Genomic DNA, 25,903 nt, shown 5'->3' with positions numbered 1-25,903 from the left:
ATCCTCGGGCACTGCGGACCTCCCCAATCGGCGACCACCCAGCTGGCCTCTTCCATACTCAACTGTCGGGTGGGCGACTCAACCGTCGCCGTAGCACGCCCGACACGTAGAGTGCTCCAGTATGTCCGACGCTGTGCGCCCGCGCCCGATGTCATCTGCTAGAACAACACTCATGCGCACCCGTGTGCCCGCCGACTCCCTTGTAGGCAGGGCGATCCTCTCAACACGATTCCAGCCCGGGGCGGTGGTCGGCCTCGGACTCGCCGCCGGACTCCTCGTGCCCGCCTGCGTCCTCATCGGCGGCCCCGTCGTCCTGGTCGCATTGCCGCTCATAGGGATCACCGCGCTCGCCGACGCCTCGTACGCGCTCCTGGCGACCCGCTCGACCAGGCTCTCCCGGCGCGTCCTGGTCTTCGAACCGCTCGCCGCCAGACTCGCCGAACTGGCCTGGCTGCTCGGCCTGTGGTTCCTCGGCGCGCCCGGCTGGGCCGTCGCCCTCACCGGCGCCCTCACCTGGATGTACGTTCTCACCAGGCAGCGGGCGCGACAGGTCGGCCTGCGAGACCTCGGCATGACGACGCTGGGGGAGCGGTCGGTCCGCGAAGTCGTCGTCGCCCTCGGCTTCGGCACGGCCGGCGTCGTCGCCCTCGCCGGCGGACCGCAATTCGCCGAGTGGACCGAAGGCGCCGTCACTGTCGCGACCACCGCCTGGATGCTCATGGCCGCATTGGGACTGCTGCAACTCGTGATCGTGGTCTCAGCCGCCCTCCGCAACGAATGAGCGGGAATGCCTCACGTCCGGAGGGCGTTGGACGCGGAATGCGCCATGACCAAATCACGGACGACCAGATCGCCGCCTTCATCGACTCCGACGCTCGCGAGCGCCAGGTGCCCGAGGAGACCCAGCGACTGCGCGACGCCGAGGAGATGCTCACCAAGCGCGACCCGCTGGCCGCGCTCAAGTTCCTGGAGCCGCTGCTGCGCGACCACCCGGACCACCCGGACGTGCAGCTGACGGCGGCGCGTGCCTACTTCAAGTCGGCGCAGCTGAACAAGGCGCTGGCGCTGGCCGAGAAGATGGTCGAGGCCAACCCGGCCGACTTCTACGCCCGCCGCCTGCTGGGACGGACGCTGGAGCGCCTGAACCGGGCCGACGAGGCACGGGGACACCTGCGCATGATCGACGAGATCGCCGCGGAGTAGCCGCCGCAGCGGATCCGAGAGGGCCCTGTTCGAAGCCGGACCGCAGAACCGCGGTCAGGTGTTCGAATTTTCTGACCCGAGCGGGTCGCGAATCGAAAGATTCGTGGCCCGCTTTTGCTTTGCGCGGCAACGTATTCACTGTCAAATCTTGGACAGTCCGTAGTTTTTCGGTGCTTCGCGGTAATGCTGGGGGTTGGAATTGTCGTACCCCTGTGGTTCCATAACTCTCGAACGCAAGTTCGAACATTGGTTAAGGAGGCCGACATGGCAGCTTCTCGACCCGGTTCCACCAGAGCGGCGAGCCGCGGCGTCACCACGGCGCGACTTGTCCAGGCTGGGACGGTCTCGAATTCCCGTCTGCGTATTCCCGCCGACCAGCTCCCCAACCGCTCGCCGCTGCAACTGCTATCGACCGCCCGCCAAGACCTGGACGACGCCGCCGAACAGTCGCGACCCGGCCAGCGCTACGCCGAGGCGCACATGGCCGCCTTGCGTGTGGCGGTTGCGGTGCTCGCAGTGAGAGCGGGCGACGCGGCCGGCAGACGCCGCCCCGGACGGCCATCGAGTACCTGGGAACTCCTGCAGGGCGCCGCACCCGAGCTGGAGGAGTGGGCTTCCCACTTCGCCAGAACCGCGCGCAAACGGGTGCTCGCCCAAGCGGGCATCCCGGACATCGTGACCGCCGAGGAGGCCGATGCGATCGTCGCCGACGCCCGCCGTTTCCTCGACGTGGTGGTCAGGTTGCTCGGCTTCAGTGCGCTTGCGCGGTGAAGTAGAAGCGCAGTAGTGCGCTTGCGCGCTGAAGGAAGGGCACAGTTGTGCGCTTGCGCACTGAGGTCGGAACTCAGCAGCGCGTCGGCGCCCTGATGGGGAAACCTGCTCGCGAGGCAAGTGGCGATCGATCGCCACCCGTTCAAGAACTGAACGAGCCCACTCGCGCAGCGCGATGCCCGGCCCGCATTCCTAGTCGGGTCGCCCGGCCTCGTTGTGGGGTGGGCCTTGCTCAGCGGCGTGGGTGCCGGGGCGCGAGGCGGGCGGATATACGATTGCTGCTGGTGCTGGGAACCCTGACAATGGGACCAACAGCCACCGTTCATCCACCTGATACCTCCGAGGAGTATTGAGCCCGTGTATCGGACACACCTCGCCGGCGCTTTGAGTGCCGCTGACGTCGACCAGCAAGTCACCCTCGCCGGATGGGTGGCTCGTCGCCGCGATCACGGCGGGGTGGAGTTCGTTGATCTGCGCGACGCTTCGGGCGTCGTCCAGGTCGTCTTCCGCGACTCCGAGGCCGCCAAAGTCGCGCACGAGTTGCGCAACGAGTTCTGCATCTCCGTCACCGGCACGGTCAACCGCCGTCCGGCCGAGAGCGTGAACGACAAGCTCGCCACCGGCGAGATCGAGATCAACGCCACCGAGCTCAAGGTCCTCTCCGAGTCCGCGCCGTTGCCGTTCCAGATCGACGACCACGTCGAGGTCTCCGAGGACGTGCGCCTGCGCCACCGCTACCTGGACCTGCGCCGCAGCGGCCCCGCCGCAGCGATGCGCCTGCGCTCCAGGGCGAACCAGATCTTCCGGAACCTTCTCTCCGAAGACGACTACGTCGAGATCGAGACCCCGACGCTGACCCGCTCGACCCCCGAGGGCGCCCGCGACTTCCTCGTCCCGGTCCGCCTTCAGCCCGGATCCTGGTACGCCCTGCCGCAGTCCCCGCAGCTGTTCAAGCAGCTGCTCATGGTCGGCGGCTTCGAGAAGTACTTCCAGATCGCGCGCTGCTACCGCGACGAGGACTTCCGCGCCGACCGCCAGCCCGAGTTCACGCAGCTCGACATCGAGGCCTCGTTCGTCACGCAGGAGGACGTCATCGAGCTCAGCGAGCGCCTGATCGGCGCCGCCTGGAAGGAGCTGGCCGGTTACGAGATGGCGAGCCCGCTGCCGAAGCTCACCTATCACGAGTCGATGGACCGTTTCGGCTCCGACCGCCCCGACCTGCGGTTCGGCCAGGAACTGGTGGAGCTCACCGAATACCTGAGCGGCACCGAGTTCCGAGTCTTCTCCGGTGCGATCGAGGCCGGCGGCTACGTCGGTGCGGTCGTCATGCCCGGCGGCGCCTCGCAGACCCGCAAGGAGCTCGACGGCTGGCAGGACTGGGCCAAGGCGCGCGGCGCCAAGGGCCTCGCCTACATCGTCTTCAACGCCGAGACCGGCGAGCCGAAGGGCCCCGTCGCGAAGAACCTCTCCGAGGAGCACCTGGCCGGACTCGCCGACGCCGTCGGCGCCAAGGCGGGCGACGCGGTCTTCTTCGCCGCCTCGCCCGACCGCCGCGACGCCCAGGAGCTGCTCGGCGCGGCCCGCCTGGAGATCGGCAAGCGCTGCGGGCTCATCGACCCCGAGGCGTGGGCGTTCTGCTGGGTGGTCGACTTCCCGATGTTCGAGCGCACCGACGACGGCGGCTGGACCTCCCCGCACCACCCGTTCACCTCGCCGAACCCCGAGTGGATCGACAAGTTCGAGGCCGACCCGGCGAACGCGCTCACCTACGCGTACGACATGGTCTGCAACGGCAACGAGCTCGGCGGCGGTTCGATCCGTATCCACGACTCGAAGGTCCAGAGCCGCGTCTTCGACTTCCTCGGCATCAGCAAGGAGGAGGCCCAGGAGAAGTTCGGCTTCCTGCTCGACGGTCTGAAGTACGGCGCCCCGCCCCACGGCGGCATCGCCTTCGGCATGGACCGCATCTGCACGCTGCTGTCCGGGGCCGACTCGATCCGTGAGGTCATCGCCTTCCCCAAGACCGGTGGCGGCTTCGATCCGCTCACCTCCGCTCCCACGCCGATCACCCCTGAGCAGCGGGAAGAGGCTGGAATCGACTTCGTCCCGGAGTCGGAGGAACACGAGCTGGACGAGTAGCCCTACGATGGCATAGTGAGCGGCCCGAGCCCTCGGCTCGGGCCGTCGCCCATTTGTTGTGGATTAGCATGCGCCCGCTTGCCCCTCAAGCGATTCCAGCCGGTAGGAGACCGCTGGGTTGCGATCGGAGCTCATGCATTGCCTGGTATATCTAACAACCGGTCGACGCAGGAGTAAGAGGAGCGGGTTCGAGGTGCAGAGCGGGACCTTGGTGGCGGGTCGCTATCGATTGGATGAGCGGCTTGCAGCAGGCGGCATGGGCGAGGTGTGGAAGGGTACTGACACCCGCCTCGGCCGCGCTGTCGCTATTAAGATACTCCACGCTGGACTGTCCGGCAATGACAAATTTCGTACCCGCTTTCAGCTGGAGGCCCGGGCCGTCGCAGCCCTGCAGTCGCCCGGCATCGTCGCGCTCTACGACTACGGCGAGGAGGAGAGCGCCGACGGCCTCGTCTCCTACCTGATTATGGAGCTGGTGCGCGGCCGTTCCCTCGCTGAGATCCTGCGCGACCGCGGAGCGCTTCCGCCCCAGGAGGTCATGCGGATCGTCGCGACCGCCGCCGATGCGCTGGAGGTGGCGCACCGGGCCGACATCATCCACCGTGACATCAAGCCCGCCAACCTGCTCGTGGACGAGTCCACCGGCGTGGCGAAGATCGTCGACTTCGGCATCGCCGCCGCTCGCGGCGCCTCGGGGCTGACCGAGACCGGCACGGTCATGGGCACGCTCGCCTACGCCTCGCCCGAGCAGCTCAACGGCGCCGAGCTCACCGGCGCGAGCGACCTGTACTCGCTGGGCGTCGTCGCCTACGAGTGCCTCATGGGCAGCCCGCCGTTCGTCTCGGACACGCCCGTGGCGGTCATGAACGGCCACATGACGCAGGCCCCGCCGCCGCTCTCTCGCGACATTCCGCCGGGCATCGCTCAGGTCGTCCTGCAATCGCTGCAGAAGGACCCCCGCGCCCGCTTCAACTCGGCCGCCGACATGGCCATCTCGGCCCGCGAGGGCCGGGTCCTCACCGGTGGCATCCCGGTCCCGTCGACCCCGCCCGACGGCGCCACCCAGTTCCTCGGCTCCGACGCGACCACGATGCTCGGTGGCGGCGCCGCCGCTGCCGGTGCCTACAACACGCAGCCCCACTCCATCACGGCCGAGCAGCCGACCGGCCAGATCGCCCAGGACCAGAAGGGCAAGGGTCATGCCACGGCCTGGGCCATCACCGGTGCCGTCACCGCCGCGGTGATCCTCATCGTCCTGCTCATCTGGAGCCCGTGGACCGACGAGAATCCGCGCGGCGATGTCGACACCGACTCGACCAGCAGCGAGTCCGAATCGCCCTCCGAGACTGAGTCTCCCACCGAGGAGGAGACCTCCGAGGAGCCGCAGGAGGACACCGACGACTGGGAACCGACCACGGAGGAAGAGCCCACCACCGAGGAAGAGCCCACCACCGAGGAAGAGACGACTCCGGAGGAGACGACCCCCGAGGAGACCACCGCTGAGGAGACGACCTCCGAGGAGCCGCCTCCCACCGATCCGACGACCGACGACGGTGGCGGCGGCGGTGGCAGCGATACCCCCGAGGCGGAAGACTAGGGCCAGAGACCAACGGCGGGGCCGCGGCACCAAATGGTGCGACGGCCCCGCCGCTGCTATTGGGGCAGAGTGTTGCGCGACTTAGTCGGCGACCTCCTCCATCTCCTCCGACGGGGCCGGGCGGGCCGGTCCCTTCCGGTCGGGCCAGGCCGTGGCCAGGGCGCGGGCGGCCTCGATGATCATCCAGATCGCCAGCACGAAGATGATCCCGTCCAGGGGCGCGAGCACCCACTCCTCGGCCTCGATGAACTTGCCCAGGTTGACGATCAGGGCCCAGACGGTCATGCCGACCAGGAACACCAGCGGCACCAGGATCGCGACCGGGTTCGACCGCCGCTTGGTCACCCACACGGCGATGACGGCCAGCGCCAGCCCGGCCAGCAGCTGGTTGGTGGTGCCGAAGAGCTGCCACAGCACCCCGAACGCGTAGCCGGAGTCCTCACCGCCTGGCATGAGCGCCAAGGCCATCGGGATCGACACGGCGATGAGTCCGGCGAGATTGAGGTTGTTCTTCAGTACCCGCCAACCGGCCAGCTCCGCGATCTCCTGGACCACATAGCGCTGCAACCGGACCCCGGTGTCCATCGTGGTCGCCGCGAACGAGATGACGACGACGGCGGCGAAGATCACCGCGTAGTCCATCGGGATCCCGATATTGCTCGCGAAGACCGCGACGCCGTTGACGAAGTTGCCGACGGCACCGCCCGAGGCGGTCGCGAAGTCCGGGTAGAGGGTGTCCCAGTCCGCCTGGGTGGCAGCGACACCGGCGCTTACGGCGAGGATCGAGCACAGTGCCAGCACGCCCTCGCCGATGGCCCCGCCGTAGCCGACGTAGCGGGCGTCGGTTTCCTTGTCGAGCTGCTTGGCGGTGGTGCCGGACGAGACCAGGCAGTGGAAGCCAGAGATCGCGCCGCACGCGATCGTGATGAACAGGAACGGGAAGATGTTCGGGCTGTCCTCGGGGACGGTGTTCAGGGCGGGCGCGACCATGGTGTTCCAGCCGACCCCGACGCCCAGCAGCACGACCGCGAGGGCGACGTACAGCTGGTGGGAGTTGATGTAGTCCCTGGGCTGCAACAGCATCCACACCGGTATGCGCGAGGCGATGAAGGTGTAGATGAACAGGATCACGATCCACACGTTGCGGGTCTGCTCGATGCCGAGGCCCTCGGCAAGCGGGGCGATGTCGACCGGGACGGCCTGCCCGACCCAGATGAGCAGGTAGAGCGCGGCGACGCCCAGCAGGCTGGGGATGAGGGCGGCACCCCGCCTCTTGTAGACGTAGAAGCCGATGGCGATGGCGATGGGGATCTCGCCGAAGATCGGGATCACCGCCCCCGGATTGGCCACCAGCAGATTCCCGATCACCACCGCGAAGACGGCGTTGACCAATGTGAGCAGGAAGAAGATGATGACCAGGAACAGGGTTCCGGCGCGGGGGCCGATGACGTCCTTGGTCAGGGTGCCGATGCCTCTGGCGCGGTGGCGCACCGAGAGTACGAGCGAGCCGAAGTCGTGGACGCCGGCGGCGACGATGGTGCCGACGACGATCCACAGCAGCGCCGGCAGCCAGCCCCAGAAGACGGCGATGGCGGGACCGACGATGGGGGCGGCCCCGGCCACGGAGGTGAAGTGGTGTCCGAAGAGGACGTGTTTATTGGTGGGGACGAAGTCGACGCCGTCATTGAACCGGTGAGCCGGCGTGACGTAATCGGGGTCGAGCCGATAGACCCGTTGGGAGAGGTAGCGGGAGTAGAAGATGAAACCGCAGGCAAATAGCGAGAGGACCGCTATGGCCAAGACGAAGGCGGGCATGATCCGGTCTCCTCATACAGTTGTGTGATCTGTGCAACTGGGCAGTAGGGACACCGTAAATCCCTTGAAACACCTTGTCAATGGCTAGAAAGCGCGAGCCTTTCCATTGACGGTCACCGATACCGCCTGCCCGGAGAACGGAGCGGAGCCGAGCACCCTCGCGCGCAGCCGCCGCCCGTCCTTGAACTCCAGGCTCACCAGCGCGTCGTGCCCGAAGTACTCGACCTCTGCGACCGTCGCGTTCGGGTCGCCCTCACCCAGGCACAGCTGCTCGGGGCGCAGCAGCAGGCGCACCGGCCCGTCGGGGGCGTCGGCCGCGAGTTCGCCGAGCGAGGTCGCGGCCGATCCATCGTGGACTTCGGCGTCGATCCACACCGCATCGCCGACGAACGAGGCCGTCCACGGGTCGGCGGGGGAGCGGTAGACCTCCTGCGGCTCGGCGAACTGGATGATCCGGCCCTCGCGCATGACCGCGACCTTCCCGGCCAGACTCAACGCCTCGTCCTGGTCGTGCGTCACCAGCACCGCCGTCGCGCCGTCGGCCCGGAGCGCCGCGGCCACCTCTGCGCGAACCACTTGGCGCAGACCGGCATCGAGCGCGCTGAACGGCTCGTCCAGCAGGATCAGCTCGGGCCTGGGGGCCATCGCGCGGGCCAGTGCCACCCGCTGGCGCTGGCCGCCCGAGAGCTCATGGGGCATCCGCGACTCGAATCCGCCCAGACCCACCAACTTCAGCACCTCGGCGACCCGTCCGCTCCTCCTGGCCGCGCCCCGCAGACCGTAGGCGACATTGCGACCCACCGTCAGGTGCGGGAACAGCGCGCCCTCCTGCGGCACCACGCCGATCCGCCGAGATTGCGGTGGCAGGTGGTCGATCCGCTTGCCCGCCACCGAGATCGAACCGGCGTCGGCCCGCTCGAACCCGGCCGTGCAGCGCAGCAGCGTGGTCTTGCCGCAGCCCGAGGGGCCCAGCACGGCGACCAGGTCGCCTTCGGTGACGTGGAGGTCCACGCCGTCGAGGGCGACGGTACCGCCGAAGGACTTGCGCAGGCCCTCGATGCTCAGCTCGCTCACGGCCCGCTCCTTTCGATGTTTCTGCTCAGCAACCAGATCGGCACCGCCGAGACCGCCACGATGAGCGCGGCGTACGGCGCGGCGGCCGAGAAGGCGGCCACGTCGGTATAGGTCCACAGGCGAGTCGCCAGCGTCTCGGTCCCGGCCGGACGCAGCAGCAGGGTCGCAGGGAGCTCCTTCATGGCCGTCAGGAACACCAAGGCCGCGCCAGCCGCGATCCCCGGCGCCGTGAGCGGCAGCGTGATCGTGGCGAACCGCCTGACCGGGCCCGCGCCGAGCGAGGCGGCCACGCGGTCCAGCTGCGGCGAGGCCTGCTCGGCGCTGGCCTTGACCGCGCCCATCCCCAAGGGCAGCAGCAGGACCGCGTATCCGAACACCAGGAGCGGGGAGGACTGGTAGAACCGTTCGTAGACCCAGTCGACATTGATCGCCATGAACACCAACGACAGCCCGATGACCACGCCGGGCAGGGCGTATCCGATGTAGACCGCGCGTTCGGTCGCGGCGGCCAGCGCGCCGCGGTGGCGGGCCACATAGAGCCCCACCGGGACGACGAGCGCGACCGTCAATAGGGCCGCCGCGGCCGACAGGCTCAGCGAGGTCCAGGCCGCGGCCCACACCTCGGCCGGGTCGGCCGCCGAGACCCCGTCGAGGGTCCACCGCGCCAGGCTCCAGAAGGGGATTCCCAGCGACAGCGCCGCGAGTCCCGCCAGCCCGACATATACGGCCGGGGCGGTGCGGCCGAGCCGCAACCGGAGCGGGGCGCGCCCGGAGTCGTTCTCGCGCTTGGATTTTCGCCCCGGCGCGGCGGCGGCCCACTCGCCGGCGAGGAGCGCCAGCGTGAGGACCACCAGGGCGGAGGCCAGGACCAGCGCGCCGGTGCGGTCGAAGCCGAGACGCCAGGCCGAGTAGATCGCGGTCGTGAACGTCTCGTAGCGCAGGATCGAGACCGCTCCGAAGTCGGAGAACACGTACAGCGCGCACAGCAGGCCTCCGGCCACGGCCGCCGGGGCGACCTGGCGCAATGTCACCTTGAAGAAGGTGTGCCACGGCCCGTCGCCGAGGATGCGCGACTGCTCCTCCAGCGCCGGGTCCGAGCGGCTCAGCGCGGCGGCCACCGGCAGGTGGACGTAGGGGAAGCTGGCGAGGGTCAGCACCAGCGCCGAGATCCAGAAGCCCTCCACCGCCGGGAAGGCCGCCCGCCATGCGAAGGCGGCGACATAGGTGGGCACGGCCAGTGGCAGCGAGGCGGACAGGTTCACCGCGGCCCGGAAGCGAAGGTCGGTGCGCGAGACCAGGAACGCCGTGGCGATCCCGACCACCAGGCACGCGGCGGTGACGGTGGCGGCGAGCAGCAGGGTATTGCCGGTCATCTCGGCCAGGCGGGGGCGCCGCAGCTGCTCGATGATCGCCTCGCCCCCGGCCTCGGCGGTCCGCCAGGTCAGGTAGACCACCGGCACCGCCGCCGCGGTGAGCGCCGGCAGGCACCACAGCCAGGCCGAGCGGCCGCCCGCCCGGCGCAGGAGGACTGCGCCGGGCGGGCGGTTCGACCCAGCTCGATTGCGGGCGGCAGTCGTGGTGCTTATGCGAGCCCCGCTTCCTGGATCATCTGGACGGTCGTCTCGAGGTCGTCGAGGTCATTGAGGTCGATCGCGGGGCCCTGCAGCTCGGCGAGCGCGGGCTGGCCCGCCGGGCCGTCCACGCCCTCGATGAGCGGGTATTCGAAGGTGGTCTCCGCGAAGTACGTCTGGGCCTCGGTCGCCAGGAGGAAGTCCAGCAGTTCGGCGACGTCCGGGTCGGTCGCGGCGTCGCCGAGCGCGCCGACGCCGGAGACATTGACGAGGGCTCCGGGGTCGCCCCCGGTGAAGTAGTGGATCGCCGGGCCGTATTCGGCGGGGTCGACTCCGGCCTCGGCGGCCTTCTCGTACACGTAGTAGTGGTTGACCAGCCCGGCCTCGAGTTCGCCCGCGGCGATGTCCTCCACGATCGGGCCGTTCTTCTCGCGCTGCGGGGCATCGGCCATGTCCGCGAGCCACTCGGCGGCGGCCTCGTCGCCGGCCTCGACGCGCAGGGCCGTCACGAACGCCTGGAACGAGCCGTTGAGCGGGGCGATGGCCACCCGGCCCGCCCACTCGTCGCTGGTGAGGTCCCAGACCGATTCGGGCAGTTCGGATTCGTCGATCTGGGCGGGGTCGTAGACCAGGACGCGGGAGCGGCCGGTCAGGCCCACCCAGGTGCCGGTCGAGGACCGGTAGTCCTGGGCGACACGGTCGAGCAGTTCCTGGTCGAGCTCGCCGAGGAGTCCGGCCTTGGAGACCGCGCCGAGAGCCCCGGCGTCCTGGGAGAGGAAGAGGTCGGCGGGGCTGCGTTCGCCCTCTTCGAGCAGGAGGCCGGCGGCTTCGGCGGAGTCGAAGTAGCGCACGTCGACCTCGATGCCGCTGGCCTCGGTGAAGTCGTCGAGCAGGGGTTGGATGAGCTCTTCGTTACGGCCTGAGTACAGGACGACGGTGCCGTCGCCGTTCTCGGCGTCGGTCTCGGAGTCGTCCGAGTCGGAGCCGCAGGCGGCCATCGTCGCGGTCAGTGCGGCGGCGGAGAGCAGGGCGAGGGCACGTCGGGTCATGGGCAAGGGCATAGTTTTTAGGCGTCCTTCGTTCGTAGCGCCTGCCGGTGTACGGCGCGAGACCAAAATTAATAGGCGAGGCTAACCTAATCTCTTGAGCGCCCTATGTCAAGCCTCGTGCACTCCTGGTGATTCGGCCTGCGCATGCAGATGGCTTACGCTTATGGCGACATGGATGCACCAGGGTTGTTCGAACTAGCCGGGCCGCCGGAGCCGTCCGGCTCGGGAATACTCGGCACCGGATCGACCTCGGGCGACGAGCCCCTGGCGGTCCGGATGCGGCCGCGCTCGCTGGACGAGCTCGTCGGCCAGGACCATCTCCTGACGGCGGGTTCGCCGCTGCGGCAGGTAGTCGAGGGCCGCCAGCCGATGTCGGTGATCCTGTGGGGCCCACCGGGATCGGGGAAGACCACGATCGCCCACCTCGTCGCGACCTCGGACGACCGGCGATTTCGGGCGATGTCCGCGCTCAACTCCGGCGTCAAGGACGTGCGCGCCGCCATCGATGAGGCCCGCCGCATCCGCCGCACCGGGGGACCGCAGACGATCCTGTTCATCGACGAGGTCCACCGCTTCACCAAGACCCAGCAGGACTCCCTGCTCGGCGCCGTCGAGGACCGCACCATCACCCTCCTGGCCGCCACCACGGAGAACCCCTACTTCTCCGTGGTCGCCCCGCTGGTCAGCCGCTGCGTCCTGCTGACCCTCCGTGAGCTCGACAACGAGGACATCGGCAAGCTCATCGACCGCGCCGTCGCGGACGAGCGCGGCCTCAGTGGCGGCGTCCACCTGACCGACGACGCCCGCGACCACCTCGTGCGCACCGCCGCTGGCGACGCCCGCAAGTCCCTCACCGCCCTCGAAGCCGCCGCCGCGACCGCAGGCGCCGAGGGCGAACCGCAGATCACGGTCGCGGTCGTCGAGGCCGCCATCGACACGGCCGCCGTGCGCTACGACCGCGACGGCGACGGCCACTACGACGTCGCCAGCGCCCTCATCAAGAGCCTCCGCGGCTCCGACGTGGACGCCGCGATGCACTATCTGGCCCGCATGGTCGTGGCGGGGGAGGACCCGCGCTTCATCTCCCGGCGCCTGGTCATCTTCGCGTCCGAGGACATCGGCATGGCCGACCCGACCGCCCTCCAGACCGCCACCGCCGCGGCCACCGCCGTCGAACGCATCGGCATGCCCGAGGCCAGGCTGGGCCTCGCCCAGGCCGTCGTCCACTTGGCCACCGCCCCGAAGTCCAATGCCGTCACCACCGCCATCGGCGAGGCCATCGACGACGTCCGCAAAGGCAAGATCGGCCCCGTGCCGCCGGACCTGCGCGACGCCCACTACAAGTCGGCCGCTCAACTCGGCCACGGCAAGGCCTACGTCTACCCGCACGACGACCCGCGCGGCGTCGTCCCCCAGCGCTACGCCCCCGACGTGGTCGCCGGGCGCGACTACTACCGGCCCACCCGCCACGGCCAGGAGGCCGAGATCGCGGGCCGGCTGGAGAAGCTGCGGCGCATCGTGCGGGACGAGGGACGATGACGCCGGACCCGACGCCGCGCCCGAGCCGCCGCCCGTCCGACCGGCTCGGGGCCGCGCTGGAGGGGACCGGCTCTCGCATCGAGCGGCTGCGCATGTCGGTCCTGGCGATCGGCGTATCCGCGATTCTGCTGGTGCTCGCGGTCCTGTGGGCGGGCCGGGCGTTCTCGCTCGATCCGACGCGCCGGGCCGCCGACGAGATCGAGGTGCCCCCCTGGGCCGCCATGAGCGTCTCCGACGAGACCTACGGGAGCCGCTGGTGCCTGGGGGAGTGCCGGGTGCGGATGCGCACCTGGACTTCCGAAGGGACCGTGGAGGACACGGCGCGCGAGTACTGGAAGGCCGTCTTGGAGGCGGGTTGGGTTCCGGCCGACAAGGAGCTGTGCGTCGGCGGCGTGGGCGAAGAGGGCTGCTACGTGCGCGACGAGCTGTACCTGGAGCTGTGGGTCGTCCCGGTCGAATGCGGGGACCGCTACGAGCTGTGCGTGGGCTCCGAGGTGACGGCCGTGGTGACCTCGCAGGCGGCGCTGCCGCGGCTGGCCGAGGACCGCCAGATCGCGCAGGAGGCCACCCGTTAGGCGACCCGGGTGTCGCCGACGATGGATAGTGGAGCGACTGCGCTCTTGGAACGGGCGCGTGATTTCGTCGCTGAATGACTGATATAGGCAAGCGTGGCGATCCCGGTCACATTGTTGCTTGATCAAGGGTCCGGACATGCGGGATTGTCACAGGCGGGTCGTAGCTTGGCGTAATGGCAAGGTTTCGCATGTATCCGACATCTGGGCAGGAGCAGCAGATGTTGCTGCACTGCGCGCAGGCTCGGTATGTGTGGAACCTCGCGGTGGAGCAGCGTTCCTTTTGGGCCCGGCATAAGGGTGCCTCGCCGGGGTATGTGGAGCTGGCTCGGCAGTTGACCGAGGCTCGGGCCGCGAGTGAGTGGTTGCGTGAGGGGAATGCGGAGGTGCAGCAGCAGGCACTTCGTGATTTCGATCAGGCGGTGAAACGCCGGTTCACTTCCGGGTTCGGTGAGCCGAGTTGGCGGAAGCGGTACCGGCACGAGGGGTTCCGGGTGATCGGGATCGACCGTATCCCCGAGTTCGAGCCGGACGGATCACCGAAACTGAACGCCAAGGGCAAGCAGGTCATGGCCCGCTCTGTGGCGGTGCAGAAGTTGAACAGGCGTTGGGTGCAGGTGAAGGTGCCCGGGTGCGGGTGGGTCCGGTTCCGGCTCACTCGCCGTGATCTTCCTGCGGCGAAGACGTTCCGGGTCACCTGGCGGCGCGGGCAGTGGCATGTGGCGTTCGCCGTCATCCTTGAATCGGTCGATCCTCCGGGTACCGGTGGAGTGGTGGGGGTCGATCGGGGCGTGGCGGTCACTGCCGCCTTGTCGGACGGTCGGAAGCTCACCTGCCCGCAGTTGAACGATCGTGAGTGCGCCCGGCTACGGAAGCACGAGCGGCGTGCCGCTCGCGCCCCGAAGGGCTCTCCGCAGAAGGCTGGGTTGAATCGGGCAATCCTCGCTCAGGGGTGGGGCCTGCTGCGCACCCGCACCGAGCAGAAAGCGCCCGGCCGGGTCGAGGATGTCCCGGCCCCGTATACCAGTCTGCGTTGCTCCGACTGTGGATGGATCGAGAAGGACTCGCGCAAGAGCCAAGCCGAGTTCTCCTGTGTCTCCTGCGGGTTCACGTGCAACGCCGACACCAATGCAGCTATGAACGTCGCGGCAGGACAGGGCGGGGTACCCCGCCCCCGGTCTTCGACCGGTGCCGGAGGGACGACAGCCCGCCAGGGTTCGAGCGTCCGTGAACCTCAGCGCCCACCACCACGGTGAGTACTGGAATCCCCATCCCCCTGGGGGATGGGAGGATGCCAATGCGTGGTCTGTCCGTCTGATCAAGGTAAGGTCGACACCGCGCCGTTCGAGCGCGACACCTGGAATTCGTCTGAGCCGCTCCGCCTGAAGCGGCCGAAGCTTCATTCACAAGGGGGAGACTGTGCCTGAGGAGACGCTGGCAGCCGACTGGACCACTGGAAGCCTGTGGGAAGTGGGCATTCTGCTCGCCGGACTCGGGTTCTTCCTGTTGTGCGTCATGCTTGCCTTTCGATTGATCGCCAAGGCGACCACGACGCTCAACCGGGTCAACAGCACTCTCGACAAGGTCGACCACGAGATCGGGCCGCTGCTGCGGAACCTGAACGTCACGGTCGACAATGTCAACGGTTCGTTGGGCCAGGTCGAGGGCGAGTTGGAGAAGGTCGGGACCATCACCGGCAATGCCGCCCACATCTCTTCGAACGTCGCCAACATCACGACCCTGGTCACCGCCGCCGTCGGTTCGCCGCTGGTCAAGGCCGCCGCGTTCGGTTTCGGACTGCGTTCGGCCGTGAAGAAGCGCGGGCAAGAGGTCGACGAGGACCAGGTTCGCCGGATGGTCGAGGCATCCAAGCAGACCAAGCGCGAGCGCAAGCAGGCCGCCAAGGCCCGCAAGCGCGCGAAATAAGCTTGAGGAGACGCAATGTTCAAGCGGATGATCTGGGTAGGCATCGGCGTGGCCGTCGGCGTCGTGGTCGTGCGAAAGCTGACCAAGGCAGCCGAGAAGGTCACTCCCGGCGGGGTCGCAGACCGCGTGAGCGGCGCCGGTGCTGAAATGAAGGAATCGTTCAGGGCTTTCTGGGCCGACGTTTCCGAGGCGAAGCGCGCCAAGGAGAACGAACTGTTCGATGCGATCGAGCGAGGCGAGGACATCACTCCCCTGCTCGAAGACGAAGACGAATACGACGCTGAGACCATCCCTGGTCGGCAGTAACAAGCACTGAGGGAGGTGCCCCATGGAGACCGCTGAAATCCGACGCCGGTTTCTGAAGTTCTTCGAGTCCAACGGCCATACGGTGGTTCCCAGCGCACCCCTGCCGGCCATTGACGACCCGAACCTGCTGTTCGTACCCGCGGGCATGGTCCCGTTCGTGCCCTACTTCCTGGGCCAGGCGACGCCGCCGTGGAAGCGGGCGACGTCGGTGCAGAAGTGCATTCGCACGCCCGACATCGAAGAGGTCGGCAAGACCTCCCGCCACGGCACGTTCTTCCAGATGAACGGCAACTTCTCCTTCGGGGACTACTTCAAGGAAGAGGCGATCCGCCAAGCCTGGGACCTGACCACCGGTCCGGTCTCCGAGGGCGGCTTCGGCCTTGACGGCGAGAAGATCTGGGCCACCGTCTACCTCGACGACGACGAGTCGATCGACATCTGGCACAAGCAGATCGGGCTCCCGCTGGACCGGATCGTGCGCCGCGGCCAGGTCGACAACATGTGGTCGATGGGCATTCCCGGCCCGTGCGGGCCGTGCTCGGAGCTGTACTACGACCGCGGGCCGGCCTACGGTCCCGAGGGCGGGCCCGAGGTCGACGAGGACCGCTACCTGGAGTTCTGGAACCTCGTGTTCATGCAGAACATCCGAGGCGAAGGCCCCGCCAAAGAGGGCTACGAGATCCTCGGCGACCTGCCGAAGAAGAACATCGACACCGGCATGGGCATGGAGCGGATGGCCGCCCTGCTCCAGGGCGTCGACAACATGTACGAGACCGACCAGGTCCGTCCGCTCATCGACAAGGCCTCGGAGCTCACCGGGAAGCGCTACGGCGTCTCGACCTCCCAGACCGCCTCCGAGTCCCACCCCGACGATGTCCGCTTCCGCGTCATCGCCGACCACGTCCGGTCGAGCCTCATGCTCATCGGCGACGGCATCGTGCCCTCCAACGAGGGCCGCGGCTACGTGCTGCGCCGCATCATGCGACGCGCCATCCGGGCCATTCGCCTGCTCGGCTACGACAAGCCGGCCCTGCCCGAGCTCCTGCCGGTCGCCCGCGACTGCATGAGCCCGTCGTACCCCGAACTCGCCGAGGACTTCGCGCGCATCTCCTCCTACGCGTACAACGAGGAAGAGGCGTTCCTGTCGACGCTCAAGCGCGGCACGGAGATCCTCGACCTGGCCGTCGCCGGGACCAAGCAGGAGGGCGGGAAGTCCCTGTCGGGTTCGAAGGCCTTCGAACTGCACGACACCTACGGCTTCCCGATCGACCTCACCCTGGAGATGGCCGAGGAGCAGGGCCTGGCGGTCGACCGCGAGGGCTTCACCCGCCTCATGGGCGAGCAGCGCGCCCGCGCCAAGGCCGACGCGGTCGCCCGCAAGAGCGGGCACGTCGACCTGTCGGTGTACCACGAGATCCGCGACGTCTCCGGCGAAAGCCAGTTCACCGGTTACCTGGAGGACTCGCGCGAGACCGACGTGCTCGCCATCGTCGGCCAAAGCGGCCGCGTCCGCGACGCCGAGATCGGCGAGGAGGTCGAGATCGTCCTCAAGTCGACCCCGTTCTACGCCGAAGGCGGCGGCCAGCAGGCCGACTCCGGACGCATCACCGTCGGTGGCGGCGAGGTCGAGGTCTACGACGTGCAGTCGCCGGTCTCCGGTCTGATCGTCCACAAGGCCAAGGTCATCAAGGGCGGCATCGTCGAAGGCGAGACCGCGTTCGCCCAGATCGACCGGCGCCGGCGCGGCGCGATCAGCCGCGCCCACACCGCGACCCACCTGGTGCACACCGCGATCCGGCACTTCCTGGGCGAATCGGCCACGCAGGCCGGCTCCATGAACGCGCCCGGGCGGCTCCGCTTCGACTTCAACACGCCCGGCCAGGTGCCCGAATCGGTGCTCCACGACGCCGAGCAGCAGGTCAACGAGATCCTGGAGAGCGACCTCGAAGTCAAGGCGTTCACCACCTCGATGGCCGAGGCCAAGGCGCTCGGCGCCATGGCCCTCTTCGGTGAGAAGTACGGCGAGGAAGTCCGAGTGGTCGAGGTCGGGGACTACGCCCGCGAACTGTGCGGCGGCACCCACGCGGACCGCTCCGGACAGCTCGGCGTGGTCAAGTTCCTCTCCGAGGCCTCCATCGGCTCCGGGGTGCGCCGCGTCGAAGCGCTGGTCGGCATCGACGCCTTCCAGTTCCTCGCCCGCGAGCACGCGCTGGTGAACCAGCTCGCCGGTCTTTACAAGGTCCCCTCGGACCAGGTTCGCGACCGCGTCGAGACCACCATCGCCCAGCTCAAGGACGCCGAGAAGGAGCTGTCGCAGCTGCGCAGCCAGATCGTGCTGTCCAAGGCCGCCGAATACGCGGCCGAGGCCAAGCAGATCGGCGGCGTCCGCGTCGCGGTCGTCAAGGCCCCCGACGGGACCAAGGGCGGCGACGTCCGCAACCTCGCGACGCAGATCCGCTCGCACCTGAGCGACGCCGAGCCGGGCGTCGCGGCGGTCGTCGCGACCGCCGGCGGCAAGGCCAGCCTCGTCGTCGGCGTCAATGCCGCCGCGAAGGCCCAGCACCTCAGCGCGGGCGAGCTCGTCAAGTCGGCCCTGTCCGGTCGCGGCGGCGGCAATGACGACATCGCCCAAGGCGGTGGCGTCCCCGCCGAGCAGGCCGACCAGCTGCTCGACGCCATCGTGCGCGCGGTCGCCGAGTAAACCCGGCATGAACGAAGAACAATCCGGCCCCGCCGCCACCCAGTGGCGGCGGGGCCGTCGTCTCGGCGTCGATCTCGGCAAGGCCCGCGTCGGCGTCGCCGTCTGCGACCCCGATGGGATTCTCGCCACGCCCGTTGCGACGGTCCGTCGCGACATGCGAACCAGCGGCGAGGACATTCCCAGCGATATTCGTGAAATCGGCGAAATTGCTGGTGAATACGATGTGGTCGAAATCGTTGTCGGCCTACCCGTTACCCTTTCGGGTGAGGAGGGTCCGGCCGCCGAGCACACCCGAAACTGGGTGCGACGGTTTGCCGACCACGTCTCTCCCGTCCCGGTTACCCTGACCGACGAACGACTGACCACCGCAGTCGCCACCCGCGCGCTGAACGCGAGCGGCGTGCGTGGAAAGCGGAAGCGCTCCATCGTCGACCAGGCCGCGGCGGTGGAGATCCTCCAGAACTGGTTGGACCATCGGCGGAGGTAACACAAGATCATGCTCGGCGAACTGGGCTCTGAACAAGGGCAAGCGAACGAGCCGCGGCGGCACCGCCGACGCGAATCGGGTACCTCCTTGATCGCCATGACCGTGGTCGTGGCCCTGTTCGCCATCCTGGGCGTCGGCGGGTGGTGGGCGTACAACAACGTCATCAAGGAACGCTTCCTCGCCGAGGACTTCGAGGGCGCCGGCAACGGCACCGAAGTCGTCGTGGACATCAAGGACGGCATGTTCGTCACCGACATCGGGGACATGCTGGCCGAGGAGGGCGTGGTGGCCTCAGCGCGGGCCTTCACGAACGCCTCCTCCGACGACGGCAACTCCGGCGAATCCATCCAGGTGGGCAGCTACACCCTCCAGGAGGAGATGTCGGGCGTGGCCGCGCTGGCGGCACTGCTCGACCCGGCGAACCGCGTCGCCGGCGGCGCCACCATCCCCGAGGGCTTCACCTCAATGGAGGTCTACGCCCAGCTCTCCGACTTCACCGGCGTCCCGATCGAGGACTTCGAGGAGGCGGCGAAGGACCCGGAGGCGCTCGGCGTCGACCCGCTCTGGTTCGAGGGCTTCGGCGAGCGACAGGTGAAGTCCGTGGAAGGCTTCCTGTTCCCCTCGACCTACGACTTCAACGAGGACTGGTCCGCCGAGGACATGCTCAAGGCCATGGTCGCCAAGTTCAACCAGACCATCGATGAGATCGGATTCCTCGACGCGCTCAAGGACATCCCCGACCCCGACCCTGATTTCGACCCCAGCGCGCTCTCCATGCCCGACCAGGAGTACGACCCGCCCACCGACGGCGAATACCGGGTCGACCCGTGGATGGCCCTGCAGATCGCCTCCATCGTCCAATCCGAGTCCGGCGTTCCCGAAGACGACGCCAAGATCGCCCAGACCATGTACAACCGGGTCAACTTCGACTGGATCACCGGCGGCGAGATCCGCTGCAACTGCTTCCACAGCGAGGCGATCTGGAACTACGGGCGCCAGCTCGACGGCGAAGAACCCATCACCTCCGGCGAGGACATCGACTGGGAGACCCTCATGCAGGACGGTGAGAACCCGTGGGCGCCGAACGCGAAGGAGAAAGCCGGCTACCTGCCCAGCGCGATCTCCAACCCCGGTGCCGTCCAGCTCGAAGCGGCGGCGAAGCCCGAGGCCGGCGATTGGCTGTACTTCGTGACCGCCTTCGAGGACGGCCGGGCCCTGTTCGCCGAAACTTATGCCGACCACCAGGACAACGTCGAAACCGCCAAGGCGAATGGAATGATCAAGTAATGCAGGCGGCAGTACTCGGCAAGCCCATCGCGCATTCGCTGTCGCCGGTCGTGCACAACGCCGGGTACGTCGCCGCGGGCCTGACCGACTGGACCTACACCCGGCACGAGTGCGACGAGCCGTCGCTCGCCTCGTTCGTCGACTCGCTGGACGAGACCTGGGCCGGGCTGTCGCTGACCATGCCGCTCAAGGAGATCGCGCTCGTCGTCGCCGACGAGGTCACGCCGGTGGCCGAGGCGATCGGCGCGGCCAACACGCTGGTGCTGCGCGGTGGGAGGTGCCTGGCCGACAACACCGACGCGCCCGGCATGGTCGACGCGCTCGCCGAGATCGGCATGGAGTCGGCCGACGAGGTCGCCGTGCTCGGCGCGGGCGGATCCGCGCGGGGCGCCCTGGCGGCCGCCGCGCAGTTGCATGCGAAGTCCGTCACGGTGTTCGCGCGCCGCCCCGAGGCGATCGCCGAACTCGAACCGGTAGCCGAGCGGCTCGGTCTGGAACTGCGCGCCGCGAGTTGGGACGAGGCCGTCATCGCCGGCCGCAGTGACCTGGTGGTCTCCACCGTTCCCAAGGGCGTCACCGACAATCTCCGCGTCGACTGGAAGCCCAGCGCCGTCCTGTTCGACATCGTCTACGACCCCTGGCCCACCCCGCTGGCGGCCTCGGCCGAGGCCGAGGGCGCCCGGGTGCTCAGCGGCCTGGAGCTACTGTTGACCCAAGCGGTCCGCCAGTGGACCCAGTTCACCGGGCTCGCACAGGCCCCGGTGGAAGCGATGCGCGAAGCCCTCTACACCGCAGCGAGGCTGAGATGACGAAGCCGGTCTTCCTCTACGACGGCGACTGCGCCTTCTGTTCCACCAGCGCGGAGTTCATCGAGCGCCGGGTGCGGAACGACGCCGACGTCAAGCCCTGGCAGTGGATGGACCTCGACGCGCTCGGCGTCACCCAGCAGGACGCCGAGGACGCCGTCATGTGGATCGAACCGGGCTTCGTCAAGTCCGGGCCGGACGCGATCGCGGTCCTGCTGCGCCGCGCCCAGTGGTACTGGAAGCCGCTCGGCTGGATCGCCTCGCTCAAGCCGGTCTCGTGGGCCGCCTGGCCCGTCTACCGGCTCATCGCCCGCAACCGTCACCGTCTGCCCGGCGGCACCCCCGCGTGCTCGCTGCCGCAGGCCGAACGGGACCGTTTGAGCGCCGCCGAATAGGGTTCGCTCGCGGAAATCGCGGTTGCGCTGCTATGTAATACTGTCCCGGTGCCAAACGACCATACCGGGAATGCACCCCTGACTCGTACTGGGCGAGTCGTACGCGTTGCCGTGACACTCACCGTTGTCGCCCTCTGCCTTCTCACCACCTTCTGGGGCGCGGACGACCACTTCCCGTTCACGCCCTTCAAGATGTACTCGTTCTCCCAGGACCTCGACGGCTGGGCCGACTCGACCCGCCTCGAGTACATCAACACCGAGGGCGAGCACTTCGGCGTCAACGACCAGACGACCGGCTTCCGTCGCGCCGAGCTCGAAGGCCAGCTGGGCCGCTTCCGCGAGGACCCCGAACTGCTCGCGCACCTCGCCGAGGCCTACGAGAACGCGCACCCTGACCGGCCCGAGATCGTCGGCGTCGAGATCTACATCCGGTGGTACGAGATCAAGGACGGCTACCAGACCGGCGCCGAGGAGAAGGTCCTCGAAGTGGCCTGGTACGAGGAGGGCTACCAGCCGTGACCACGCTGAGGACCGCGACACGGAACTGGTTCTTCCCGCCCACCGCGCTCGGACGCGTCGCCGCCATGCGCTTCCTCGCCGGCGTCTTCCTGATGGTCGAGTGGTGGGCGTACATGCCCTACATCTTCATGCACCGCTTCGTGCCCGAAGAGCTCTACCAGCCGCTGATGATCGGGCGGCTCCTGCCGATCCCGGCCCCGAACTACTGGATCGTCACCGGCACGCTCATCGTCATCCTCGCCTCCGCGCTGCCGATGATGTTCGGATACAAGCCGCGCCTGTTCGGCTGGATCCTGTTGGCCGCCTACATGGAGTGGATGATCATCGCCAACTCCTACGGCAAGGTCGACCACGCCAGCTTCGGCTTCATGATGCTGCTGGCCATGCTCCCGCTGATGCCCGAGGCGAAATGGGGCGACACCGAGACGCTGTCGGAACGGGTCGGCTGGGGCTTCAACCTGGTCCAGATCGCCGTGGTCTTCACCTACTTCCTGTCGGCGTTCGCGAAGTTCCGCTACGGCGGGTTCGGGTGGGTCAACTCGGGAACCCTGACCTGGGCGCTGCTGCGGCGCGGCACCGATCTCAGCTCCTGGATGCTCGACTACCCGTGGATGCTGCGGGCCTCGCAATGGGGCATCGTCATCTTCGAGCTGCTGACGCCGATCGTGCTGTTCGTCGGCAAGTGGAAGAAGATCCAGTACGCCATCGTCGCGTTCTTCTTCTGCTTCCACATCACCGTCTTCGCGGCCGTCACCATCAGCTTCCTGCCGCACGTGTTCGCCCTGTCGTGCTTCCTGCCGCTGGAGCGGATCAACCCGCGCGACCTGGCCCGCAAGGCCCGCAACCGGCTTCGCCGCAACGGCGCCGTCCCGCCCGCGCAGAGCAAGGGCGCGGAAACGAAGGAGGAGGCGGAGCTGGCGTCCTGACCGCCGGAAAACCAGTAGCCCCCGGCCACCGGTTTTCCTTATGGTCAGTGAATGCCGATTCTCGAAGCCAGCTCCCTCAGCAAACGCTTCCGCCGCCCGGACAAGGAATCCGGGTTCAAGGGTGCCGTCAAGCACCTGATGCAGCGCAAGTACAAGAACTTCACCGCCGTGGACTCGATCGACCTCCAGATCGAACCGGGCGAGGCGGTCGCGTACGTGGGTCCCAACGGCGCCGGGAAGTCCACCACCGTCAAGCTGCTGACGGGGATCCTCAAGCCCTCCGACGGCACCGTTCGGGTGATGGGTCGCGACCCGCACGTCGAGCGGGTCGCCAACGCCCACGACATCGGCGTCCTGTTCGGCCAGCGCACCCAGCTGTGGTGGGACCTGCCCGTCGAGGAGAGCCTCAAGCTCCTCAAGCACATGTACGGCGTCTCGGACGCCGACTACAAAGCGCGGCTTGAGAAGTTCGACGAACTGCTCAACCTCGGCGAGTACCTGCCGGCCCTCGCACGCACGCTCTCCCTCGGCCAGCGCATGCGGGCCGACCTGGCCTGCGCGCTCATTCACGCGCCCAAGATGGTGTACCTGGACGAGCCCACCATCGGGCTCGACATCTCCGTCAAGGACCGGCTGCGGGCCTTCCTGCGCCAGATCGTGGACGACGGCACCACCCTGCTGCTCACCAGCCACGACCTCGCCGACATCGAAGAGGTCTGCGAGCGGATCGTCGTCATCGACGAGGGCAAGATCGCCTACGACGGCCCGATCGAGGAACTCAAGGCCCACTACATCACGACCAAGGCCGTCAACCTGGTGTTGGCCGAACCGGCCGACGTGCCGGCGCTGGCCGAGAAGTTCCCCGACTACGACTGGGCCGCAGGTGAAGCCGCCAGCGAGGTCACCGTCACCTACGAGCCGGCCCGCTTCTCGACCGCCGAGGTCCTGGGCGATCTCACCGCGCAACTGCTGCCGCGCGACCTGTCGCTCTCAGAACCCAGCATCGAGGACGTCATCCGCCGCCTCTACGCGGGAGAGCTCACCAAGTAGCCCGCCACCCTTCCTCCGATCGACCGAACCGGAGATTCCGCACCGTGAGTCATACCTTTGCGATGGACCGTGCCTTCGCGGCGATCGCGCTGCGCCGCAAGCTGGCCTACAAGCTGCACTGGGTGTTCGGCATCGTCCTCGGCGGTGCCGGGCTCCTGGTCGGCCTCGCCATGTGGAGCAACCTGCTGGGCTCGGGCGAGATCGCCGGTTACGACTGGGACGCCATGCGCGCCTACCTGATCATCGGCTTCTTCACCGCGACCATCGCGTTCGGGGGAGAGGACTGGCTCATGGCCGACCGCATCCTGGACGGGCTCATCGCGGTGGACCTGACAAAGCCGGTCGACTTCCAGCGGGCCCGCGCCGCCGAGTTCATGGGCGCGCTGGTCTCCACCGTCCCGACCGCGGTATTCGGGACCGTCGGCGCGTGGCTGCTGTTTCGGCCGCCCGGACCGGTCACGCCGCTCGCGGGGGCGCTCACCGCCGTGAGCATCCTGCTCATCCTGCCGCTGTCGTTCGGGATCACGTACCTGTCGATCCTGGTGTGCTTCTGGACCAAGCGCTACCTCGGCATCATGTGGCTGCGCGAAGCCCTGCTGAGCTTCTTCTCCGGCATGATGATCCCCTTGGCGCTCATGCCGAACTGGATGCAGGTCGTGGCCTGGTCCATGCCGTTCGCGCACTTCACCACCACCCCGGCGAACATCTACCTCGGCCGCGTCGACACGTTCGGCGCGCTGGGTCTCATCGCCGCCGAGATCGCCTGGGTCGTGGGCCTGTGGTTCGCCGGACGGTTGATCTTCAAGCGGGCCATCAAGAAAGTGACGGTGCACGGAGGTTGACTTCCTCCACTCCCTGCCAGGAGGGGATTCCAGCTGTCGCCAGCTGGGATTCCTGTTTCATCGACAGTTGCACTCACCCTAGGAGGGTTCGTGTCTGACACCGTCTCCGCAGGCGTTTCGCCTCTCCGCCAGCCCGGCGGCGAGGATGTTCTTGGCGGCGTTGACGTCCCGGTCCTCGACATGCCCGCAAGTCGGGTCAGGGCAGGTGAAGGTCCGCTGCGACAGCGGCATGGATTCGACCAGGGTTCCGCACACCGAGCAGGTCTTGGACGAGGGCAGGAACCGGTATATGACCACGAGGTTGCGGCCGTACCAGTCGGCTTTGTATTCGAGCATGCGCCGGAACGTGGACCAGGAGGCGTCTTGTATCGCTCGGGCGAGCGTGTGGTTGGCCAGCATGCCGTGCACGTTCAGGTCCTCGACGGCGATCGTTTGGTTTTCGCGAACGAGCCGGGTCGTGAGTTTATGCAGGTGGTCGGCGCGTCGGTCGGCCACACGCGCGTGAGCGCGGGCGAGCTTCACCTTGGCTTTGCGGAAGTTGGCAGAGCCTTTCTGCTTGCGGGAGAGTTCGCGCTGTCGCTTGGCGACGCGGTCGCGGTCTTGGCGTTCGTGGCGCGGGTTGGTGATCTTCTCGCCGGTCGAGAGCGTGAGCAGGCTTGTGATTCCGGCGTCGATGCCGACCACCTCGTCCCGCTCGGGGAGGGCGGGGATGTCCTCTTGGGCCAGGAGGGACACGAACCAGCGTCCGGACGCGTCGCGGGTCACGGTCACCGTCGACGGGGCCGCCCCGACAGGGAGCCGGCGCGACCAGCGGATCTTGAGCGGTTCATGCTGTTTCGCAAGGGTGAGCTGCCCGCAGGACCATTTGAACGCCGAGCGGGTGTATTCGGCCGACCCCGCCAGGACCCGTTTCTTCTTCAATCTCGGGTATTCGGTGTGGCCCTTGAAGAACCCGGAGAAGCTCTTCTGGAGGTGCCGAAGGGCCTGCTGGAGCGGGACGGAGGAGACCTCGTTCTGGAACGCCAGGTCCTTGCGCTGCTTCCACTTGGTCAGCAAGGTCGAGGTCTGCGTGTAGCCGATCGATTCTCTGCGGCGGTCGTAGGCCTTGTGACGGTAGTCGAGGGCCTTGTTGTAGACCAGGCGCACGCACCCGAACGTGCGGGCCAACTGCTCGGCCTGCACGGGAGTCGGGTAGCACCGGAACCGGTAGGCCCGGTGCCTCGTCGTGACGTTCACGCTACACATTGTACGTACAAGTCTCGCAAACCGGATTCCGGGGTGGTCGGTCGGCGAAGGCGACACGTTCGCCTCTCCTCGATCTGCGCCGC

23 protein-coding genes and 1 pseudogene are annotated in these 25,903 nt (G+C 68.0%); 19 read left to right on the top strand and 5 right to left on the bottom strand.

Annotated elements, in window-relative coordinates; genetic code table 11:
- Positions 1-172 precede the first annotated feature (172 nt).
- The 5 genes from FAB82_RS19120 to FAB82_RS27585 all read left to right on the top strand — a co-directional run bounded on the left by FAB82_RS19120 (position 173) and on the right by FAB82_RS27585 (position 5,710).
- Entirely contained in the window at positions 173-781 is a 609-nt protein-coding gene (locus FAB82_RS19120; protein WP_136536138.1) for a hypothetical protein, read from the top strand.
- Between the two features lie 38 nt (positions 782-819).
- Positions 820-1,203: a tetratricopeptide repeat protein gene (locus FAB82_RS19115; RefSeq protein ID WP_168801671.1), complete on the top strand. Its 384-nt coding sequence runs from the start codon at positions 820-822 to the stop codon at positions 1,201-1,203.
- A 264-nt stretch (positions 1,204-1,467) separates the two neighbouring features.
- Positions 1,468-1,974 (top strand): SAV_6107 family HEPN domain-containing protein, encoded by a 507-nt coding sequence (locus tag FAB82_RS19110; protein WP_168801670.1) that lies wholly within the window; start codon positions 1,468-1,470, stop codon positions 1,972-1,974.
- Positions 1,975-2,331: 357 nt separating this feature from the next.
- Positions 2,332-4,113, top strand: coding sequence for an aspartate--tRNA ligase (gene aspS / locus FAB82_RS19105; protein WP_136536136.1), 1,782 nt, complete (start codon positions 2,332-2,334; stop codon positions 4,111-4,113).
- 193 nt (positions 4,114-4,306) lie between these two features.
- Complete coding sequence (locus FAB82_RS27585; protein ID WP_246039718.1) at positions 4,307-5,710, top strand: serine/threonine-protein kinase; 1,404 nt, start codon at positions 4,307-4,309, stop codon at positions 5,708-5,710.
- An 81-nt stretch (positions 5,711-5,791) separates the two neighbouring features.
- Here the strand turns inward: FAB82_RS27585 and FAB82_RS19095 are convergent, their stop codons facing one another.
- From FAB82_RS19095 to FAB82_RS19080, 4 genes are all read right to left on the bottom strand, one after another.
- The gene (locus FAB82_RS19095; RefSeq protein ID WP_136536135.1) at positions 5,792-7,525 is read right to left on the bottom strand and encodes a carbon starvation CstA family protein; all 1,734 of its coding nucleotides are present in this window, start codon (positions 7,523-7,525) and stop codon (positions 5,792-5,794) included.
- An 84-nt stretch (positions 7,526-7,609) separates the two neighbouring features.
- On the bottom strand, positions 7,610-8,599 hold the full coding sequence (locus tag FAB82_RS19090; protein WP_136536134.1) for an ABC transporter ATP-binding protein: 990 nt from the start codon (positions 8,597-8,599) through the stop codon (positions 7,610-7,612).
- Positions 8,596-10,122 carry an ABC transporter permease gene (locus FAB82_RS28445; protein ID WP_136536133.1) on the bottom strand — a complete coding sequence of 509 codons (1,527 nt, stop codon included), beginning with the start codon at positions 10,120-10,122 and terminating at the stop codon, positions 8,596-8,598. The genes FAB82_RS19090 and FAB82_RS28445 overlap by 4 nt, the downstream gene beginning before the upstream one ends.
- Positions 10,123-10,181: 59 nt before the next feature.
- A complete protein-coding gene (locus FAB82_RS19080) occupies positions 10,182-11,219 on the bottom strand; it encodes an iron ABC transporter substrate-binding protein (protein ID WP_211116683.1) in 1,038 nt (345 codons plus the stop codon).
- A gap of 171 nt (positions 11,220-11,390) precedes the next feature.
- Here FAB82_RS19080 and FAB82_RS19075 point away from each other — a divergent pair, with 171 nt between their 5' ends.
- The 14 genes from FAB82_RS19075 to FAB82_RS19010 all read left to right on the top strand — a co-directional run bounded on the left by FAB82_RS19075 (position 11,391) and on the right by FAB82_RS19010 (position 24,575).
- Positions 11,391-12,758 carry a replication-associated recombination protein A gene (locus FAB82_RS19075; protein ID WP_136536131.1) on the top strand — a complete coding sequence of 456 codons (1,368 nt, stop codon included), beginning with the start codon at positions 11,391-11,393 and terminating at the stop codon, positions 12,756-12,758.
- Entirely contained in the window at positions 12,755-13,333 is a 579-nt protein-coding gene (locus tag FAB82_RS19070) for a hypothetical protein (RefSeq protein ID WP_136536130.1), read from the top strand. Before FAB82_RS19075 ends, FAB82_RS19070 begins: the two co-directional genes overlap by 4 nt.
- A gap of 173 nt (positions 13,334-13,506) precedes the next feature.
- On the top strand, positions 13,507-14,586 hold the full coding sequence (locus FAB82_RS19065; RefSeq protein WP_136536129.1) for an RNA-guided endonuclease InsQ/TnpB family protein: 1,080 nt from the start codon (positions 13,507-13,509) through the stop codon (positions 14,584-14,586).
- A gap of 163 nt (positions 14,587-14,749) precedes the next feature.
- Entirely contained in the window at positions 14,750-15,256 is a 507-nt protein-coding gene (locus tag FAB82_RS19060; protein ID WP_136536128.1) for a DUF948 domain-containing protein, read from the top strand.
- Positions 15,257-15,271: 15 nt separating this feature from the next.
- The gene (locus tag FAB82_RS19055; RefSeq protein ID WP_136536127.1) at positions 15,272-15,562 is read left to right on the top strand and encodes a hypothetical protein; all 291 of its coding nucleotides are present in this window, start codon (positions 15,272-15,274) and stop codon (positions 15,560-15,562) included.
- Positions 15,563-15,584: 22 nt separating this feature from the next.
- Complete coding sequence (alaS, locus tag FAB82_RS19050) at positions 15,585-18,263, top strand: alanine--tRNA ligase (protein ID WP_136536126.1); 2,679 nt, start codon at positions 15,585-15,587, stop codon at positions 18,261-18,263.
- A 7-nt stretch (positions 18,264-18,270) separates the two neighbouring features.
- On the top strand, positions 18,271-18,750 hold the full coding sequence (gene ruvX / locus FAB82_RS19045; protein WP_136536125.1) for a Holliday junction resolvase RuvX: 480 nt from the start codon (positions 18,271-18,273) through the stop codon (positions 18,748-18,750).
- 96 nt (positions 18,751-18,846) lie between these two features.
- Positions 18,847-20,037, top strand: coding sequence for an endolytic transglycosylase MltG (locus FAB82_RS19040; protein WP_246039732.1), 1,191 nt, complete (start codon positions 18,847-18,849; stop codon positions 20,035-20,037).
- Positions 20,037-20,846 (top strand): shikimate dehydrogenase, encoded by an 810-nt coding sequence (locus tag FAB82_RS19035; RefSeq protein ID WP_136536123.1) that lies wholly within the window; start codon positions 20,037-20,039, stop codon positions 20,844-20,846. The genes FAB82_RS19040 and FAB82_RS19035 overlap by 1 nt, the downstream gene beginning before the upstream one ends.
- Positions 20,843-21,238, top strand: coding sequence for a thiol-disulfide oxidoreductase DCC family protein (locus FAB82_RS19030; protein ID WP_136536122.1), 396 nt, complete (start codon positions 20,843-20,845; stop codon positions 21,236-21,238). The genes FAB82_RS19035 and FAB82_RS19030 overlap by 4 nt, the downstream gene beginning before the upstream one ends.
- A gap of 111 nt (positions 21,239-21,349) precedes the next feature.
- A complete protein-coding gene (locus FAB82_RS19025) occupies positions 21,350-21,757 on the top strand; it encodes a hypothetical protein (RefSeq protein ID WP_136536121.1) in 408 nt (135 codons plus the stop codon).
- Positions 21,754-22,683 (top strand): HTTM domain-containing protein, encoded by a 930-nt coding sequence (locus FAB82_RS19020; RefSeq protein WP_136536120.1) that lies wholly within the window; start codon positions 21,754-21,756, stop codon positions 22,681-22,683. The genes FAB82_RS19025 and FAB82_RS19020 overlap by 4 nt, the downstream gene beginning before the upstream one ends.
- A gap of 51 nt (positions 22,684-22,734) precedes the next feature.
- The gene (locus FAB82_RS19015) at positions 22,735-23,733 is read left to right on the top strand and encodes an ABC transporter ATP-binding protein (protein ID WP_136536119.1); all 999 of its coding nucleotides are present in this window, start codon (positions 22,735-22,737) and stop codon (positions 23,731-23,733) included.
- 44 nt (positions 23,734-23,777) lie between these two features.
- A complete protein-coding gene (locus FAB82_RS19010; RefSeq protein WP_136536118.1) occupies positions 23,778-24,575 on the top strand; it encodes an ABC transporter permease in 798 nt (265 codons plus the stop codon).
- Here the strand turns inward: FAB82_RS19010 and FAB82_RS19005 are convergent.
- Positions 24,547-25,820 (bottom strand): annotated as a pseudogene (locus FAB82_RS19005) (RNA-guided endonuclease InsQ/TnpB family protein). The gene FAB82_RS19010 and the pseudogene FAB82_RS19005 sit on opposite strands and share 29 nt — an antisense overlap.
- Between the last annotated feature and the right edge of the window lie 83 nt (positions 25,821-25,903).

The sequence above is a fragment of the Glycomyces buryatensis genome (assembly GCF_004912275.1).
In the GTDB taxonomy this organism is placed as follows: domain Bacteria; phylum Actinomycetota; class Actinomycetes; order Mycobacteriales; family Micromonosporaceae; genus Glycomyces; species Glycomyces buryatensis.
This window is presented reverse-complemented; position numbering and strand designations above follow the sequence as displayed.